The sequence below is a fragment of the Photobacterium sp. DA100 genome (assembly GCF_029223585.1).
GTDB lineage: Bacteria > Pseudomonadota > Gammaproteobacteria > Enterobacterales > Vibrionaceae > Photobacterium.
In genome coordinates this window covers 66,729-81,857 of sequence record NZ_CP119423.1, presented here as the reverse complement: position 1 = coordinate 81,857, position 15,129 = coordinate 66,729, and the positions used below count along the sequence as shown (strand labels likewise).

Sequence of the window (15,129 nt, the reverse complement as noted above, 5' to 3'; positions counted from 1 at the left end):
AGTCTCAAAACTGTCCGGTCATCTGCAAAATTTCCTGCCACTGCGCTTCGGTCACTGGCATGATACTGAGCCGGTTACCCCGCTTGACCAACGGCATATCGGCCAGCGCCTGATTGGCTTTGATCCGCTTTAGCGATACCAGTCGCAAGTGGCGACGGTACTCGATATCGACCATGACCCAGCGCGGGTTGTCCGGATCGGACTTCGGGTCGAAGTACGTCCCCTCGGGATCAAACTGGAAATGATCCGGATACGCTTCGCGCACCACTTCGGCAATCCCCACCACGCCGACATCCTTGCAGGAGGAATGGTAAATCAATACCTGATCCCCTAGCTTTATATCATCACGCATCATATTTCGTGCCTGATAATTCCTGACGCCTTCCCAGCAGGAAACTTTTTGCTGCTTGAGCGTGTCTATCGAAAAGGTGTCCGGCTCTGTCTTGAATAACCAATACGCCATTCTGATACTCTTTTATTTATCTGGTATAACTGACTTTATACCCCAGCCTATCACAACGAGGGATCCCGATGATACGCCGACAACTCCCCCTTGCCCCTATTGCGGGCGCCCTGCTGCTGGCAGGCTGTGCCAGTCAGCCTTCCTCCGGCCCGACGCCAGAAGAAATCGCGCTCACCACGCCGGAAGTGGCCACCAGCAGCGGCAAGGTCCAAGCTTTCATGCTGCGCGGCCAGGTGATCCTCGGCCACGAAAGCCGCAGCATCCAGCCCTGCGGCAGCACCCAGCAGTATTGGCTGCATTTGCCTGCCGGCGACCTCCCCGCGGCCAATGCGGTCACGCCGCCGGGGTACGAGCCGATGTACGGTGAGTTTATCGGCCATCTCGAGCCCGCCCCAGAAGAAGGGTTCGCCGCCGACTACAACGCCCGTTTCAACGTAAAACAGATCAACCTGCTGTCAGCCGAAATGCGCCAGGGCTGCCAGCAACCACCACGCAAGACATGGGCGTTTGGTAACGAACCGGGATGGTCTATCGAAGTCGCCGGAGAGACGGTCTCACTAAGCCGGATCGGCTACCCGACCCAGCAGCAAGCGATTAACAGCCGCGATATCCGCTCTGGCCAGCAGGTCTACCAAGGACGCGATTTCACCCTCACCATGACCCAGGCCCAGTGCAACGACACCATGAGCGATGCCCTGTTCGGCTGGCAGGCGACTCTCGACTGGCAAGGAACGAAATACACTGGCTGCGCCACCCTCGGGGCAACCGATACGACCCAGCACTGGGTCGGTACTTACCAGGGCCACAGCGATCTGGGTGCCGCAGTACTGACGACCACCCTGAGCCTGCTGCCGGACCACTCGGCGATCACGGCATACAGCTACAGCAACGGGCAGCCTGGGCTGGAGGAAAAAGGCTTCTGGCAACAGGCTGGTGATGGCAAAGTCAAAGTCACCATGGCCCAGTACCAAGGCCGCAGGCTGATCAGCGAAAGGCTCTTCCGCCGGGAGGATGGCCAGCTCTCGACCCGCCAGGAGATCATCAACGGCGAAACCTATGAACTCGGCGATAATGGCCTGACCCTCGACAAGCTCAGCCCCGTCCGGGAGTAGCCCTCCACTTTTCCGCCGGGTTATGCCACACTGCGTGGCATAACCCACTGGCCAAACCAACCATCATGACCACACCCTGCCCGCGCTGCGGCTTTCACCACAACTGTATTTGCCATGCCGAACCCGCGTTGGATTGCCCGCATACCTTTATCCTGCTCACCCACCCCAAGGAGATGGGCAAAGACACCAATACCGGTCAATTGATGGAGCGCAGCCTAGCCCATTGCCAACGCCAGCTCTGGGACCGGGTCAATCCGCCGCGAGCCCTGCTCGACATGCTGGCTGATCCGCAGTACCAGCCTTGGTTGCTGTTCCCCGGCGATGACACCGTGTCGGCCATACCGTTCCAGGCAACGGCAGGCAAAACCCCCTTGTTTATCCTGCTTGATGCTACCTGGCAGGAGGCACGCAAGATGATCCGCCGCAGCTCTTGGCTGGCAACCCTGCCCCGGTTGGCGCTTGCCCCGAATACCGATTCGGCCTATACCCTGCGCCGCAACCAACAAACGGGCAACCTGTGCACCTGCGAGGCCGGTATCGCCTTGCTCGAAGCCACCGGCTTTGGCCGGGATGCCAACCAGCTTCAGCAGTATTTCAACCACTTCCTCGCAGTATTCCATGCCGAGAAGAGTGGCCATAAAAAATAAACCGGCAAATTTCCAGCTCGGCGACAGGCAAAGTCTTCTATACTGAAACCGACTGACTAGTCAGTTTTATTGATAGGGAGACCAACCGATGACCGTGGCCGAGAATATCCAGATCCAGCACAATGACTGCACCGACATGGACCGCACGTTGCAGGCCCAGCAGGCCGCCTTCAGAGCAGCGCCCATGCCCTCGCTGGACGAGCGCAAACACCAGCTTACCGCTCTCAAGCGCGCCATCAAGCAGCACCGGGATGCCCTCTGCCAGGCACTGGCCGAAGACTACGGCCAGCGCCACCGCCAGGACTCCCTAGCGGCAGATATTGTCCCATGCATCAACAATATCAACTACACCCTTGCCAGACTCAAGCGCTGGATGAAACCATCGCGCCGCCATGCCGGTATGATGCTCTCTCCGGCTAAAGTGACGGTTCATTTCCAGCCTATAGGTGTCGTCGGTATTGTCGTGCCGTGGAACTTCCCGGTCATGCTCAGCCTGGGGCCGCTGATCTCGGCCCTGGCAGCCGGTAACCGGGCGATGATCAAGCTCAGTGAGTTTACCCCGGCGACCAACCGCGTGCTCCGGACCCTGCTTGAGGGAACCTTCCGCCCCGAACAGGTCGCGGTATTCGAGGGCGAGGCGGAGGCTGCGGCCCATTTTACCCACCTGCCGTTTGATCACCTGCTGTTCACCGGCTCTACCGCTGTCGGCCACCATGTGATGCGCGCGGCGGCCGATAACCTGACACCGGTAACACTCGAGCTTGGCGGCAAATCCCCGGTCATTGTCGCGCACGATATGCCTATCTCCCTGGCCGTGGAGCGAATGTTGTTCGGCAAGTGTCTGAATGCCGGACAAATCTGTGTTGCCCCCGACTATATCCTGGTCCCCAAGGGGCGAGCACGGGCCTTTATCGACCGCTTTATCGAGCAGTTCAACCACCACTACCCCGGCGGGGTGGATAACCCGGATTTTGCCTCGGTGATCAACGAGCGCCAGTACCGACGCCTGTGCCAGTGGCTGGACGAAGCCAAGCAGCTCGGTGCCAATGTCTACCCATGCCACACCAAAGCCCGCAGCGATAGCCGCCACCGCCTGATCCCCCATCTGCTCAGCCAGGTGCCGGAGCAGGCAACCCTGATGAAAGAGGAAATTTTCGGCCCGCTGCTTCCCGTCATCGAATATGATGAGCTAACCGATGCCATCGACTTCGTCCAGCAGCGCCCAAGGCCGCTGGCCCTCTACTTGATGAGCCAAGATCCGGCCGTCCAACAGCAAGTCAGAGACGGAACGATATCGGGTGGGATGGCGATCAATGAAACCCTGCTGCAAGTCGGCGCTGATGATGCGCCTTTCGGTGGGGTGGGGCCTTCCGGGATGGGCCATTACCACGGCAAGGAAGGCTTTTTGGCCCTGACCAAGGCCAAAACCGTGCTGACCCAGCACAAATACGCCACCACCGGACTGATCAAGCCGCCTTATGGACGGTGGTGGCAAAAGTTGATGCTGGCCTTCTTTATGCGCTAACCCTACGCTATCGCCCGGAGCACCATGAAACGACAGCAGCTACTCGATACAGCCCTGGCCCTGTTTGTCGCCAACGGAGTACAGGCAACATCGACCGCCAGCATTGCCCGCGAAGCGGGCGTGGCAACCGGCACCCTGTTCCATCACTTTGCCAGCAAGCAGGCGCTGGTCGATGTCCTCTACCTTGAGGCCAAGCAGGATCTGGCCCAGGCCTTGTCGAGCCCGCCCGATGCCACGGCCTTGCCGGAGCAGCTTCGCCAACTGTGGGAGCGGGCCCTGGCGTGGGCCACGAGCCACCCTTGCCAGCTCAAGCTGATGCTGCAGCTCAGCCACGACCCGGCCTACCCCATCAGCCGCCACCAGGATCTGATGCTGACGACCATGGGGTTCATTGGCAACAAGGTCGAACAGGCCCAGCAACAGGGGCTACTGGCTCCCCTGCCGATGCCGCTGGTACTGAATTTTTTCCGCCAGCACTTCCTGAGCACCGCACAGTTGTTCATCGAACAGCCAGAACTGGCCCGGCAGGCACAATACCGCCAAGGAGCATTTCACATCCTTTGGCAAGGGCTGCAGCCGATCCCCCAGGGCACGGCGGCAGCCACCAGGTAGCAAAACGGGAGCCAAAGGCTCCCGTTTTGCTTTCACTCAACCTGAAAAGCCATTAGGCCTGGTTACTGGCGTACTGGCTCAGTTCAGCGATGCTGACAGCGGTAATGAATTCGCCGTCCAGGTAAAATTCCACGTCGTCACCGTCACGCTCGCCACGCAGCACTGCTTGCTCACCGCTCTGGTAAACCACGTTCATTTCCAACGTACGCTCATCAATCTGGCGGAAGCTTGCCGCGAAAATGTCACTGTTCTGCACGCTAGCCAACGGTACTGTCGTCAATGACGGATCAAGCTGGCCGTTGACTTTGAAAATGGCATCAACGGGTGTATCTGCCACCGCCGGAGACTTGCCCGTGATCGGGTTCTTGCCGGTCCAGAACTCAATAGTGTTGAAGATGAACAAATCCGCCGTCGCCGCAATACCGTACACTGGGCTTAGCAGCATAAACAAACCGGCACGGCCATAACGGTTGTCGACTGCGCTAAGGTTGGCTTTGGTCACCAGTTGTGAGGTACCCATCTGGCCAATACAACCAGTCAGTGACGTCGCAAGCAGGGTCATTACGATCGCTTTAGATGCGATTTTTTTCATTTGGGCTCTACTCCGCAAAGAGATGATGAAAATCATAAAAAAGTGCGCGGATTATAGGCATTTTTAGGCGGGTTGCTAGTAAAATTAGCAAAAACTTTCCAGCTAATTACAGTCGTAAAAGCCGGGTGAGATTTGGGTAAATAAAAGGTTACATTTCAATATTGTATGAAATCACTAAAAACCGAAACATCGGTCTCGATAAGCAGTCTCGTAACAACACAGCGATGCACTGCACCGCTGTGTCTGAAACGCGAAACTCGCGGGCACTATCGCCTAGGCATGCTGCCCGGCGACAAACCCCGAGCTCCAGGCCCACTGAAAATTATAGCCGCCGAGCCAGCCGCTCACGTCCATCACCTCACCGGCGAAGTACAGGCCCGGTACCTGCTTCGCTTCCATGGTTTTCGATGACAGCTCATCGGTATCAACGCCACCCAAGGTGACCTCTGCAGTGCGGTAGCCTTCGGTACCGTTCGGGGCAATGCGCCACTTGTGGAAGTAGTTGGCCATTACGGTGATGTCCTTGGGGTTAAACTGCTTGAGCGGCTTGTCAACCAAATCACCACGTTCGATCAGCACTTCAATCAAGCGCTTGGGCAACAAACGAGACAGCGAGTTTTTCAGGCTCTGGTTCGGGTGCTTGTCGCGCATGGCAGTGAGGGTCTCTTCCAGCTCCAGATCCGGCAAAAGATCGACCGTCACCTTCTGGCCCGGCGTCCAGTAGGACGAAATCTGCAAAATAACCGGCCCGGACAGGCCACGGTGGGTAAACAGCAGGTTTTCGCGGAACGTTGTGCCGTCTTCGGCTTCCACCACCGCCGGAACAGCAATCCCCGATAGCTCGGCGAACGCTTCCTTGTCTTCCTTATGCAGGGTAAACGGCACCAAACCGGCCGTGGTCGGCACCATCTTCAGACCAAACTGCTCGGCAATCTGATAACCGAACGGCGTGGCGCCCAGCTTTGGCATCGACAGGCCACCGGTTGCCACCACCAGAGACTCACACTCCACCCGCTCAGTATTGAGTTTGAGGCTAAAGCCGCTGTCGGTCTTGGCAATGTCATGGACATCGACCTGGTAGCGCTGCTGGACCGTCGGCAAGTCACACTCGGCCAGCAACATGGCCACAATGTCCTTGGCCGATTCTTCGCAGAACAACTGGCCATGGTCGCGCTCCTCGAACGCAATCCCATACTTGGCGATCATCGAAATGAAATCCCAGTTGGTATATTGCGACAAGGCCGATTTCACAAAGTGCGGGTTACGGCAGACATAGTTATTGGCCGCGACATCGTAGTTGGTAAAATTACAGCGACCACCGCCAGAAATCAGTATCTTACGGCCAGGTTTCTTGCCATGATCGACCACCAGCACAGAGCGCCCGCGCTTGCCCGCCTCGGCGGCACACATCAAGCCAGCCGCACCGGCTCCAATTACCACTACATCAAATTTCTCTGCCATTACGCCACCGCTATCGGTCCAAATCAAACGGGAGCCATACCCTCCCAACAAAAAAGGGACGCAGGGGCCAGTTGGCCTGCATCCCTTATTCGAACAGTTGGCTTACCATCGCCACCGGACGGTGATTTTACCTGCCCTGCAGACTGATTGCCACCGTGTGATCAGACGCGGTTCAGATCCCCATATAGGCAACCACGAAAATCGCCACCAAGAATACCATCAGGTACGTACTGGCCAGGATAAATAACCGCCGCACCTTGGAGCATTTTTCCATAAACACCGGATCGTGGTGGTTATGGTACTGATGACTGCGGATATAGTGGAATAGCCGGATTTGCTTAGTGACATTGCCCTGGGATGAGAAGAACCCACGGCCGTCGACCTGCTGGTAAAGAAGGGGATCGCATTCGCGCATCACCGCCAGCAGAGTACGTAACGTACTAATATAGCGGGAAATATTCACCACAGCGACCAAAAAAAGTGCGAGTAAGATTGCGTCACCACTCATAATATAGCCCCCGAACAACGTGACTGATCAGCTGGCCACACTCTGGTGAGATTAAGAGGGGCATTGCGACATGCCCCCTGGACTAATTAGCCAGCTGGTGAATCCATTACTGACGTCGATCCAGCTTTCGCCATTTCGGCTAGGTCTTTGTCGATAAAGAACAGTGCCTTGCCATCTTCGCCAACCAGCTCGATCTTATCAAGAATACCTTTGAACAGTTTTTCTTCTTCGTGCTGCTCTGCCACATACCACTGCAAGAAGTTAAACGTCGAGTAGTCCTGGGTGGTAAATGCAACGTGTGCCAGCTTGTTGATCTTATCGGTGATCAGCTGTTCGTGTTCGTAAGTTTCACGGAACACATCACCCAGCGAGGCGAACTCGTGCTTTGGTGCTTCGATGGCGCCGAGAATTGGCAGAGCGCCTGTTTCACTGACATAGGTGAAAAGTCGCTGCATATGTTCCATCTCCTCAACGGCATGCTTGCGCAGAAACTCCGCCGCACCTTCAAAGCCCTTGTCTTCGCACCATGCACTCATCTGCAGGTAAAGGTTAGAAGAGAAGAACTCTAAGTTGATTTGCTCGTTGAGTTTATCAACCATTGCTTGAGCTAACATCGCACTACTCCTATCTATTCTAGTGTATACCAATCTCAACGGGTGGTATGAAAACGCTGTTTTCCCCATTGTCACAATGCCATGGTGAGAATGCAACTCATCGTGCGGTAAGGCACACAATCTGTGACATGTTTTGGCCAATCCAGCGAATTAGATTAAAAATGTTCAATAATTCAAGTAATTCCACTACCGAAATTATTTCGTAAAAAGGCCGAACAAGTTGCGATCACGGTAATATTTTTTATCAAATTTAGGTGCTAGCATGAGGTAAAGCCCCTAAGTCAAGGAGTGAAAACTATGGCCTACAAACACATCCTGGTTGCTATCGACCTGTCCGATGACAGCCACATCATCGTCGGCAAAGCCGCCGAACTCGCCAAGGCACTGGACGCCAAACTGTCGCTTATCCACATCGACGTCAACTATGCCGAGCTCTATACCGGACTGATTGATATCAACCTCTCTGATGCCCAGAACCGCATGGCGGACGAGGCACAGAAACAGCTCCAGTCACTGGCCGACAAGGCCAACTATCCCGTCTCCCATACCTTGGTTGGCAGCGGGGATCTGAGTGAAGAGATCTGCCATGCTATCGACGACATGGATATCGAGCTGGTTGTTTGCGGCCACCACCAAGACTTCTGGAGCAAGATCCTCAGCTCGGCCAAGCAGCTCATCAACCGCTCGCCGGTCGACATGCTGATGATCCCTCTCAAATGATAACGGCGTGATCCTTCCTAGTTACGCCAGCCTGGCACGGGACGATCACCGTGCCTGGCTTTCGCCAGCCTGACGGCAGTAACCGCACCAATTGGCAGTATTTACCTTGCCCTTTTTTCGCTACACTTGCCCCATCATTCAACTACCCCCTGAAAACCACTATGGGATACTTATCCGCTGTCACCCTGCTCTGGGCCTTTTCCTTTAGCCTGATCGGGGTCTACCTAGCTGGTCAGGTCGATGCCTGGTTCTCGGTGCTGACCCGTGTCAGCCTGGCAGCCCTGCTCTTTCTGCCGTTCTTGCGCCGCCAGCACCTGCACCGCGCGCTGGCACTCAAAATCATGGTTGTGGGTGCCTTCCAGCTCGGCATCATGTACTGCTTCTACTACCAGTCTTTCCTATACCTCAGCGTACCGGAAGTCTTGCTGTTTACCATTTTCACCCCGATCTACGTCACCCTGATCTATGACATGCTGCACCGCCGCTTCTCGGCCTGGTATCTGGCAACAGCCGCGATAGCGGTGCTGGGCGCAGCAGTGATCAAGTTCGAGGGGATCAACGAGGACTTCATTACCGGCTTCCTGATTGTCCAGGGGGCCAACCTGAGCTTTGCCATCGGCCAAGTCGGCTACAAGCGCATCATGGAGCAGGAGCTGCAAACCATCCCGCAGCACACGGTGTTCGGCCTGTTCTACCTCGGGGCGGTGTGTGTCGCGCTGCCGATGTTCCTGCTGTTTGGTAACACCGAGCAGCTGCCGACCACCACGACCCAGTGGGGCATCCTGATCTACCTGGGCACCATCGCCTCCGGCCTTGGCTATTTCCTGTGGAACAAAGGGGCTACCCTGGTCAATGCTGGCGCACTGGCCATCATGAACAATGCCCTGGTCCCGGCAGGCCTTATCGTCAATATCCTGATCTGGAACCGGGATGTCGACTTGGTCCGGTTATCGATTGGCGGGGTGATCATTATCGCTTCACTGTGGTTCAACGAAACCTGGGTCAAGCGCAAGGTGGAGCTGGCGAGAGCGGCATAAGCGATACGCAGTTTCGAATACAACAAAGGCGAACCTTTTGGGTTCGCCTTTGTTATACCCAGATCCTAAGAACTAGAATCTAGAACCTAAGAACTGCATTTAAATAAACGAAAACGCATCGGCAAACATACGCTCGCGCTCGGCCCCTTTCTCAGCCGAGAACAGCTCACGCGCTGCGCCAGCCATTTCGAACCGGCCGCAGATATAGATGTCGTAGGCCGACAGGCTGACGAAATCATCGCTTACCGCTTCCAGCACATTGCCAGTTTTGCCCTGCCAGCCTTCCGGCGCCGTTTCGACGACCGGGACATAGGTCAGGTTGGCGTGCTGCTCGGCCAGGGCCTTGAGCTCGTCGTTGGCATAGAGCTGGCATTCATCGCGCCCGCCCCAGTACACGAAGATCGGCTGGCGAACACCGCGGCTCAGGCAGTTGTCCAAAATGCTGCGCACATAAGAGAAGCCCGTTCCGCCGGCAATCAGCAGCAATGGCTTGTCACTGTCGTCGCGCACCCAGGCCTCACCGTGCGGCGCTTCGATATCAACCGGCGTGCCAGCCTCAAGCGCAGCTTTCATGTGTTCGACCACCTCGATGGCATAAGGGTTATGCTCGGCAGCGCCGATGTGCAGCTCCAGCTCCCCTTCGCGGCACGGGCTGCTGGCAATCGAAAACGGACGCTTGTCCTTCTCGCCCATCACTGCCAGCAGGTACTGGCCAGCCTTAAATTCAATTTTGGATTCCGGCCGCAGCAGAATACGGTGGGTATTGCACGCCAGCGGCTCGACGGATTTTACTTCGCACTTGATGGACATTCGCTTCCTCTAATCTAGCTGGAGCACCAAATCACTCGTAGCCATTGCCTGACACGCAAAGATCCAGCCTTCGGCCTGCTCCTTCTCGGTGAGCATAGGCTCGAGCTGATAGCGGATCTCCCCCAGCTGCTTGCGGCACATGCACATGGCACAAGCACCAACCTGGCAGCGATTGGGAAAAGCAATGCCTGCGTTGAGCGCGGCCTCAAGCACCGTTTGTTCGCCATCGGTGGCAAACGTCACATCATGAGGCAGCAGGCGGACTTGGTACATATTTATTTTCTCGTGCCCGGCGCTTGTGCCCGGCTTTGCTATCTAACTTAGTTTACAGGCTGGGCTGACTCACAGGTTAACCCAGGATCCCTAGTTCGTCCCAGATGGCATCGACTCGGGCGACCACCTCGGGCGACTTGGCAATTGGTGTGCCCCATTCTCGGCTGGCCTCACCCGGCAGCTTGTTGGTGGCGTCCAGGCCGATCCTGGCACCATGCTGTGCCGTTTGCTTGACCATCAGGGTATCACGGCTTGGATCCATCCGGGTGGTTATCGCCCAGATCACATCATTCCAGTCGCGGGCATCGACGTCACCGTCACAGACAATCACGAACTTGGTGTCGGTCTTCCCGGCCAGCACCGTCCAGATGCTATCCATCACCTGCAATGCCTGACCCACTTGGTCCTTGTTGATAGTCACTATCGCCACGCCAGCGCACTCTGCTGTTTGCGGCAGGTAGCAATCAATCACAGCCGGAAGCTGCTTGATCTCCGACTGCAGGATATCGCGATCCGGTTCGGCCAACGGGCGGGAATAAGCAACCGCGTTGGCCGTTTCCGCTTCCCACTTGCGGGTTGCATCCAGTCCCATCTTGGAGCCCAGGCCCACCACCGGCGAGGCAAAATCCAGCGAGTCTATCGGGGTTTGATCGATAAACAGCGTGTCGCGCACCGGATCCATTTCGCGGCTCATGGCAGCAACCACACTGCCCCAGTCGCGGGTATCGACCTCTTCATCCACCACGATGACAAACTTGGTGTACATGAACTGGCGCAGGAAGGACCAGACGCCCATCATCACCCGCTTGGCATGGCCGGGGTATTGCTTCTTCATCGACACCACAGCCATGCGGTAAGAGCAGCCCTCAGGCGGCAGATAGAAATCGACAATCTCCGGAAACTGCTTTTGCAAAATGGGCACGAACACTTCGTTGAGTGCCACGCCTAGCACTGCGGGCTCATCGGGCGGACGGCCGGTATAGGTACTGTGGTAGATAGGTGCCTTGCGCATGGTCACATGGGTAATGGTGAACACATGGTGGCGCTCGACCTCGTTGTAGTAGCCGGTATGGTCGCCATACGGCCCCTCGTCGGCAAACTCGTTCGGGTCGATATAGCCTTCTAGCACAATTTCCGCACTGGCCGGCACTTCCAGATCATTGCTCAGGCTCTTGACCACTTCGCTCTTGCGGCCACGCAGCAGGCCGGCGAAGGCATACTCGGACAAGGTATCGGGGATCGGGGTCACCGCACCGAGTATCGTTGCCGGATCAGCACCGAAGGCCACGCTCACCGGGAAAGGCTTGCCCGGATGGGTTTCCATCCAGTCGCGCAGATCCAGTGCACCGCCACGGTGCGCCAACCAGCGCATGATGATTTTGTTCTTGCCGATTTTCTGCTGGCGGTAAATCCCAAGATTCTGGCGCTTTTTATTCGGTCCCTTGGTGATGGTCAGGCCCCAGGTCAGCAAGGGAGCCACATCATCAGGCCAACAGCTCATGACCGGAATTTTGTCCAAATCGACCTCGTCACCCTGCCAGACGATGTCCTGGCACGGGGCGCTGCGCAGCCGCTTGACCGGCATGTTAAGCACCTGCTTGAATACCGGGAGCTTATCCAACGCTTCGCGGAAGCCTTTCGGTGGCTCCGGCTCTTTCAGGTAAGCCAGTAACTTGCCGACTTCCCGCAGTTCACGGACATCGGTCCGCCCCATTCCCATCGCCACCCGGCCCGGCGTACCAAACAAGTTTGCCAGTACCGGAACGTCGTAGCCCACCGGGTTTTCGAACAACAGCGCCGGTCCGCCGGCACGCAAGGTACGATCACAGATTTCGGTGATCTCCTGATCCGGGTCGACCGGCAGCTTGATGCGCTTGAGCTCGCCCTGTTGCTCCAGATAGTCAATAAACTCTCGCAGATCCTTGAACTTCATCGGTTTCGCGGTTACCTATCCTAAATACACCAGCACCCGGTGCTGGTTTCAGTCACCGGGTACAAATAATCATTATCAAAACATTATAACGACTTGTTAACGGTAGGACAGCGGAAAATCCGACCACTGCGATCCAGCCCCGGCCTTAGCGGCAGGCCAAAGCAGGTTGTTCAAGGCAGCTTGGCAAGCGCCGAGCGGAAGTTCTTCTGCAGCACCTGGCTGCGGCTGGCCGAGGCCAACTGCTCGAGCCACTCGAGATAACCGCTGCGGGCCAGCTCGGTGGCCACCAGCTCACCGTCATCGACTTCGCTCAGCTTATCGCTGAGAAAGTCCCTGGCAGCCACCGGCAACGGCTTGAGAGTGATCAGCGCGCGGTAGGCCTGAAGCTTCAGGGTCGGGTTGATGGTCGCAGCCATCAGCTGCTTGGTCGCTGCGGGTTGCGGTGCCAGCTCAGCCAGCCGATTTAGCTCGGCCAGACTGTATTGATCGCTGCGGCGGCGCCAGAGTAAGTGGTAGACCCCCTCGTCGCCCGACGCCGCGGCAACGGCGGCAATCACTGCATTGTCCGGCAGCCAGAGCAGCTTGCTGTCCGAGGTAAACTGCTCGGCCAGCACCTCGACAGCGGTCTCTGACAATTCGGGTAATTGCGCCAGAAAAATATCACGCCGGATCGCCTGGGTCTGGATATCCCCGACCAGCCACTGTGATAGCTGCAGCGCACCGTCTTCTGCTTGTTCGATCATCTGCTGAGCCAGCAACTGCTGCTGCCAGCGGATCACCAAACTGCGCGCCTTGGCGCCATAATGGAAGGCTGATTTGGTCACCAGGTAGCCATCCCCTTGCTCGACCACATTGAAAACCGGCATCCGAGCCGCCTGGGCCTCAAGCCAGTCCGCTTTGGCCTGATCCAATCCACCGGGCTTTACTGCAGAGCTGATAGCATAATCAATCAGCTGGCTGCGCACCGCTTCTTGCTGGAGGGGGGGCAATGGGGACAGGTGGGTTTCTAACAGTGCAAAGTCACTGTTGTCATAGTATTGGCGCAGGGCCGATACCCGGTTCTTAACTTGCAGGGAAGCCTGGATGTGCTCAACGTCCTGTTGGGAAATTTCGGTTGGCTGAATGGCTATCTGGGCCGTGGCCTGGGCTGCTACCATCCCTACAGCCAGCAAACCTATCTGCATGCACTTTCCTAGTCGCATGTCACCTCCTTGGTGAAAAAAGATATGTCGGTTATCCGGATCATCCTGATCCGTAGTCACAAGTTGATAACAAACACAGTATATCGATCTATCGGGGGCAATTACCAGCAAAGCCGTAATTGAACAACGATCAATTAGAGGTTCAGTGTACCAAAAATAAAAAACGCCACAAGCTGTGGCGTTTTTCAAAACTGTGAGTCAAGCGACGAATTAGGACTTCTGGCGACGCATCGCGTCGAAGAACTCGTCGTTGGTCTTGGTCATCGATAGCTTGTCGATCAAAAACTCCATGCTATCAGTTTCACCCATTGGGTGAACAATCTTACGCAGGATCCACATCTTCTGCAGTTCGTCCGCTTTCGCTAGCAGCTCTTCGCGACGGGTACCTGAGCGGTTAAAGTCAATCGCCGGGAAGACACGTTTTTCTGCGATCTTGCGAGACAGGTGCAGTTCCATGTTACCGGTACCCTTGAACTCTTCGTAGATAACTTCATCCATCTTAGAGCCGGTATCAACCAGTGCCGTAGCGATGATGGTCAGGCTGCCGCCCTCTTCGACGTTACGGGCCGCACCGAAGAAACGCTTCGGACGGTGCAGGGCGTTGGCATCGACACCACCGGTCAGTACCTTGCCCGATGACGGGATCACGGTATTGTAGGCACGGGCCAGACGGGTAATAGAGTCAAGCAGGATAACCACGTCTTTCTTGTGTTCAACCAAGCGCTTGGCCTTCTCAATCACCATTTCAGCTACCTGAACGTGGCGTGATGCTGGCTCGTCAAAGGTTGAAGCAACCACTTCACCCTTAACCAGGCGCTGCATCTCGGTTACTTCTTCCGGACGTTCGTCGATCAGCAGTACCATCAGCTCACACTCTGGGTGGTTGTAGGCAATGCTCTGGGCAATGTTCTGCAGCAGCATGGTCTTACCCGCTTTTGGCGGTGCAACAATCAAACCACGCTGGCCTTTACCGATTGGCGAAGCCAAGTCCAGTACACGGGCCGTGATGTCTTCGGTCGAACCGTTACCACGCTCCATACGCATACGCTCGTTGGCGTGCAGCGGAGTCAAGTTTTCAAACAGGATCTTGTTGCGGGCGTTATCAGGCTTGTCGTAGTTAACCTCGTTAACCTTCAGCAGCGCAAAGTAGCGCTCACCGTCTTTCGGCGGACGGATCTTGCCGGAGATAGTGTCACCAGTGCGAAGGTTGAAACGGCGGATTTGGCTAGGAGAAACGTAGATATCATCAGGACCGGCGAGGTAAGAACTGTCTGCAGAGCGGAGGAAGCCGAAGCCATCTTGAAGGATTTCTAGAACACCATCGCCAAAAATGTCCTCACCACTTTTCGCATGCTGTTTGAGAATCGCGAAGATAATGTCTTGTTTTCTCAAACGCGCCAGGTTTTCCAGTCCTAAGCTTTCGCCAAGCGCAACCAACTTAGAAATAGGTTGGTTCTTTAGTTCAGTAAGATTCATAGTGGTGGGTTTCTTGTCAGTCAAAATTGGGGTTCTATGTTAATTGAGATAAAGTCGACCAATGGGGCTGGTCAAGGAATGAACAAAATTACAATTTACGTGCAATAAGTTAGCACTAAAGATCTCATCCGTCTAGCATAGACG

General features: G+C 56.0%; 16 protein-coding genes. 6 read left to right on the top strand and 10 right to left on the bottom strand.

What is annotated here, in order from left to right; all coding sequences use genetic code 11:
• Positions 1-4 precede the first annotated feature (4 nt).
• Positions 5-463, bottom strand: coding sequence for an EVE domain-containing protein (locus PTW35_RS00385; protein WP_281026077.1), 459 nt, complete (start codon positions 461-463; stop codon positions 5-7).
• A gap of 68 nt (positions 464-531) precedes the next feature.
• Between PTW35_RS00385 and PTW35_RS00380 the strand changes: the two genes are divergently transcribed.
• The 4 genes from PTW35_RS00380 to PTW35_RS00365 all read left to right on the top strand — a co-directional run bounded on the left by PTW35_RS00380 (position 532) and on the right by PTW35_RS00365 (position 4,359).
• Entirely contained in the window at positions 532-1,575 is a 1,044-nt protein-coding gene (locus tag PTW35_RS00380; protein ID WP_281026076.1) for a hypothetical protein, read from the top strand.
• 65 nt (positions 1,576-1,640) lie between these two features.
• A complete protein-coding gene (locus PTW35_RS00375) occupies positions 1,641-2,222 on the top strand; it encodes a DTW domain-containing protein (RefSeq protein WP_281026075.1) in 582 nt (193 codons plus the stop codon).
• Positions 2,223-2,310: 88 nt separating this feature from the next.
• Positions 2,311-3,747: a coniferyl aldehyde dehydrogenase gene (locus PTW35_RS00370; RefSeq protein ID WP_281026074.1), complete on the top strand. Its 1,437-nt coding sequence runs from the start codon at positions 2,311-2,313 to the stop codon at positions 3,745-3,747.
• A 24-nt stretch (positions 3,748-3,771) separates the two neighbouring features.
• Complete coding sequence (locus tag PTW35_RS00365; protein ID WP_281026073.1) at positions 3,772-4,359, top strand: TetR/AcrR family transcriptional regulator; 588 nt, start codon at positions 3,772-3,774, stop codon at positions 4,357-4,359.
• A gap of 52 nt (positions 4,360-4,411) precedes the next feature.
• Here PTW35_RS00365 and PTW35_RS00360 read toward each other — a convergent pair whose 3' ends face one another.
• The 4 genes from PTW35_RS00360 to ftnA all read right to left on the bottom strand — a co-directional run bounded on the left by PTW35_RS00360 (position 4,412) and on the right by ftnA (position 7,534).
• Complete coding sequence (locus PTW35_RS00360) at positions 4,412-4,951, bottom strand: DUF3332 domain-containing protein (RefSeq protein ID WP_281026072.1); 540 nt, start codon at positions 4,949-4,951, stop codon at positions 4,412-4,414.
• A gap of 273 nt (positions 4,952-5,224) precedes the next feature.
• Positions 5,225-6,412: an NAD(P)/FAD-dependent oxidoreductase gene (locus PTW35_RS00355; protein WP_281026071.1), complete on the bottom strand. Its 1,188-nt coding sequence runs from the start codon at positions 6,410-6,412 to the stop codon at positions 5,225-5,227.
• Between the two features lie 172 nt (positions 6,413-6,584).
• Positions 6,585-6,923 carry a universal stress protein UspB gene (gene uspB / locus PTW35_RS00350; protein WP_281027406.1) on the bottom strand — a complete coding sequence of 113 codons (339 nt, stop codon included), beginning with the start codon at positions 6,921-6,923 and terminating at the stop codon, positions 6,585-6,587.
• A gap of 83 nt (positions 6,924-7,006) precedes the next feature.
• Complete coding sequence (gene ftnA, locus PTW35_RS00345; protein ID WP_039468422.1) at positions 7,007-7,534, bottom strand: non-heme ferritin; 528 nt, start codon at positions 7,532-7,534, stop codon at positions 7,007-7,009.
• Between the two features lie 297 nt (positions 7,535-7,831).
• Between ftnA and PTW35_RS00340 the strand changes: the two genes are divergently transcribed.
• Positions 7,832-8,254: a universal stress protein gene (locus PTW35_RS00340; protein WP_281026070.1), complete on the top strand. Its 423-nt coding sequence runs from the start codon at positions 7,832-7,834 to the stop codon at positions 8,252-8,254.
• Positions 8,255-8,415: 161 nt separating this feature from the next.
• Positions 8,416-9,291 carry a carboxylate/amino acid/amine transporter gene (locus PTW35_RS00335; protein ID WP_281026069.1) on the top strand — a complete coding sequence of 292 codons (876 nt, stop codon included), beginning with the start codon at positions 8,416-8,418 and terminating at the stop codon, positions 9,289-9,291.
• Positions 9,292-9,390: 99 nt separating this feature from the next.
• Here the strand turns inward: PTW35_RS00335 and fre are convergent, their stop codons facing one another.
• The 5 genes from fre to rho form a co-directional block, all read right to left on the bottom strand.
• Positions 9,391-10,101 carry an NAD(P)H-flavin reductase gene (gene fre, locus PTW35_RS00330; protein ID WP_281026068.1) on the bottom strand — a complete coding sequence of 237 codons (711 nt, stop codon included), beginning with the start codon at positions 10,099-10,101 and terminating at the stop codon, positions 9,391-9,393.
• Between the two features lie 9 nt (positions 10,102-10,110).
• Positions 10,111-10,374 carry a 2Fe-2S iron-sulfur cluster-binding protein gene (locus PTW35_RS00325; RefSeq protein ID WP_281026067.1) on the bottom strand — a complete coding sequence of 88 codons (264 nt, stop codon included), beginning with the start codon at positions 10,372-10,374 and terminating at the stop codon, positions 10,111-10,113.
• A gap of 76 nt (positions 10,375-10,450) precedes the next feature.
• Entirely contained in the window at positions 10,451-12,307 is a 1,857-nt protein-coding gene (gene ubiD / locus PTW35_RS00320) for a 4-hydroxy-3-polyprenylbenzoate decarboxylase (RefSeq protein WP_281026066.1), read from the bottom strand.
• Positions 12,308-12,477: 170 nt separating this feature from the next.
• Positions 12,478-13,509, bottom strand: a complete 1,032-nt coding sequence (locus tag PTW35_RS00315) for a hypothetical protein (protein ID WP_281026065.1) — start codon at positions 13,507-13,509, stop codon at positions 12,478-12,480.
• A gap of 210 nt (positions 13,510-13,719) precedes the next feature.
• On the bottom strand, positions 13,720-14,985 hold the full coding sequence (rho, locus tag PTW35_RS00310) for a transcription termination factor Rho (protein ID WP_039468437.1): 1,266 nt from the start codon (positions 14,983-14,985) through the stop codon (positions 13,720-13,722).
• Between the last annotated feature and the right edge of the window lie 144 nt (positions 14,986-15,129).

Bases quoted from the DNA above. Each gene is read 5' to 3' on its own strand.
- PTW35_RS00385 (WP_281026077.1), bottom strand. From the start codon at position 463: ATGGCGTATTGGTTATTCAAGACAGAGCCGGACACCTTTTCGATAGAC.
- PTW35_RS00340 (WP_281026070.1), top strand. From the start codon at position 7,832: ATGGCCTACAAACACATCCTGGTTGCTATCGACCTGTCCGATGACAGC.
- PTW35_RS00360 (WP_281026072.1), bottom strand. From the start codon at position 4,951: ATGAAAAAAATCGCATCTAAAGCGATCGTAATGACCCTGCTTGCGACG.
- PTW35_RS00380 (WP_281026076.1), top strand. From the start codon at position 532: ATGATACGCCGACAACTCCCCCTTGCCCCTATTGCGGGCGCCCTGCTG.
- PTW35_RS00355 (WP_281026071.1), bottom strand. From the start codon at position 6,412: ATGGCAGAGAAATTTGATGTAGTGGTAATTGGAGCCGGTGCGGCTGGC.
- PTW35_RS00315 (WP_281026065.1), bottom strand. From the start codon at position 13,509: ATGCGACTAGGAAAGTGCATGCAGATAGGTTTGCTGGCTGTAGGGATG.
- PTW35_RS00335 (WP_281026069.1), top strand. From the start codon at position 8,416: ATGGGATACTTATCCGCTGTCACCCTGCTCTGGGCCTTTTCCTTTAGC.
- PTW35_RS00370 (WP_281026074.1), top strand. From the start codon at position 2,311: ATGACCGTGGCCGAGAATATCCAGATCCAGCACAATGACTGCACCGAC.
- ubiD (WP_281026066.1), bottom strand. From the start codon at position 12,307: ATGAAGTTCAAGGATCTGCGAGAGTTTATTGACTATCTGGAGCAACAG.
- PTW35_RS00365 (WP_281026073.1), top strand. From the start codon at position 3,772: ATGAAACGACAGCAGCTACTCGATACAGCCCTGGCCCTGTTTGTCGCC.
- PTW35_RS00325 (WP_281026067.1), bottom strand. From the start codon at position 10,374: ATGTACCAAGTCCGCCTGCTGCCTCATGATGTGACGTTTGCCACCGAT.
- PTW35_RS00375 (WP_281026075.1), top strand. From the start codon at position 1,641: ATGACCACACCCTGCCCGCGCTGCGGCTTTCACCACAACTGTATTTGC.
- fre (WP_281026068.1), bottom strand. From the start codon at position 10,101: ATGTCCATCAAGTGCGAAGTAAAATCCGTCGAGCCGCTGGCGTGCAAT.
- rho (WP_039468437.1), bottom strand. From the start codon at position 14,985: ATGAATCTTACTGAACTAAAGAACCAACCTATTTCTAAGTTGGTTGCG.
- ftnA (WP_039468422.1), bottom strand. From the start codon at position 7,534: ATGTTAGCTCAAGCAATGGTTGATAAACTCAACGAGCAAATCAACTTA.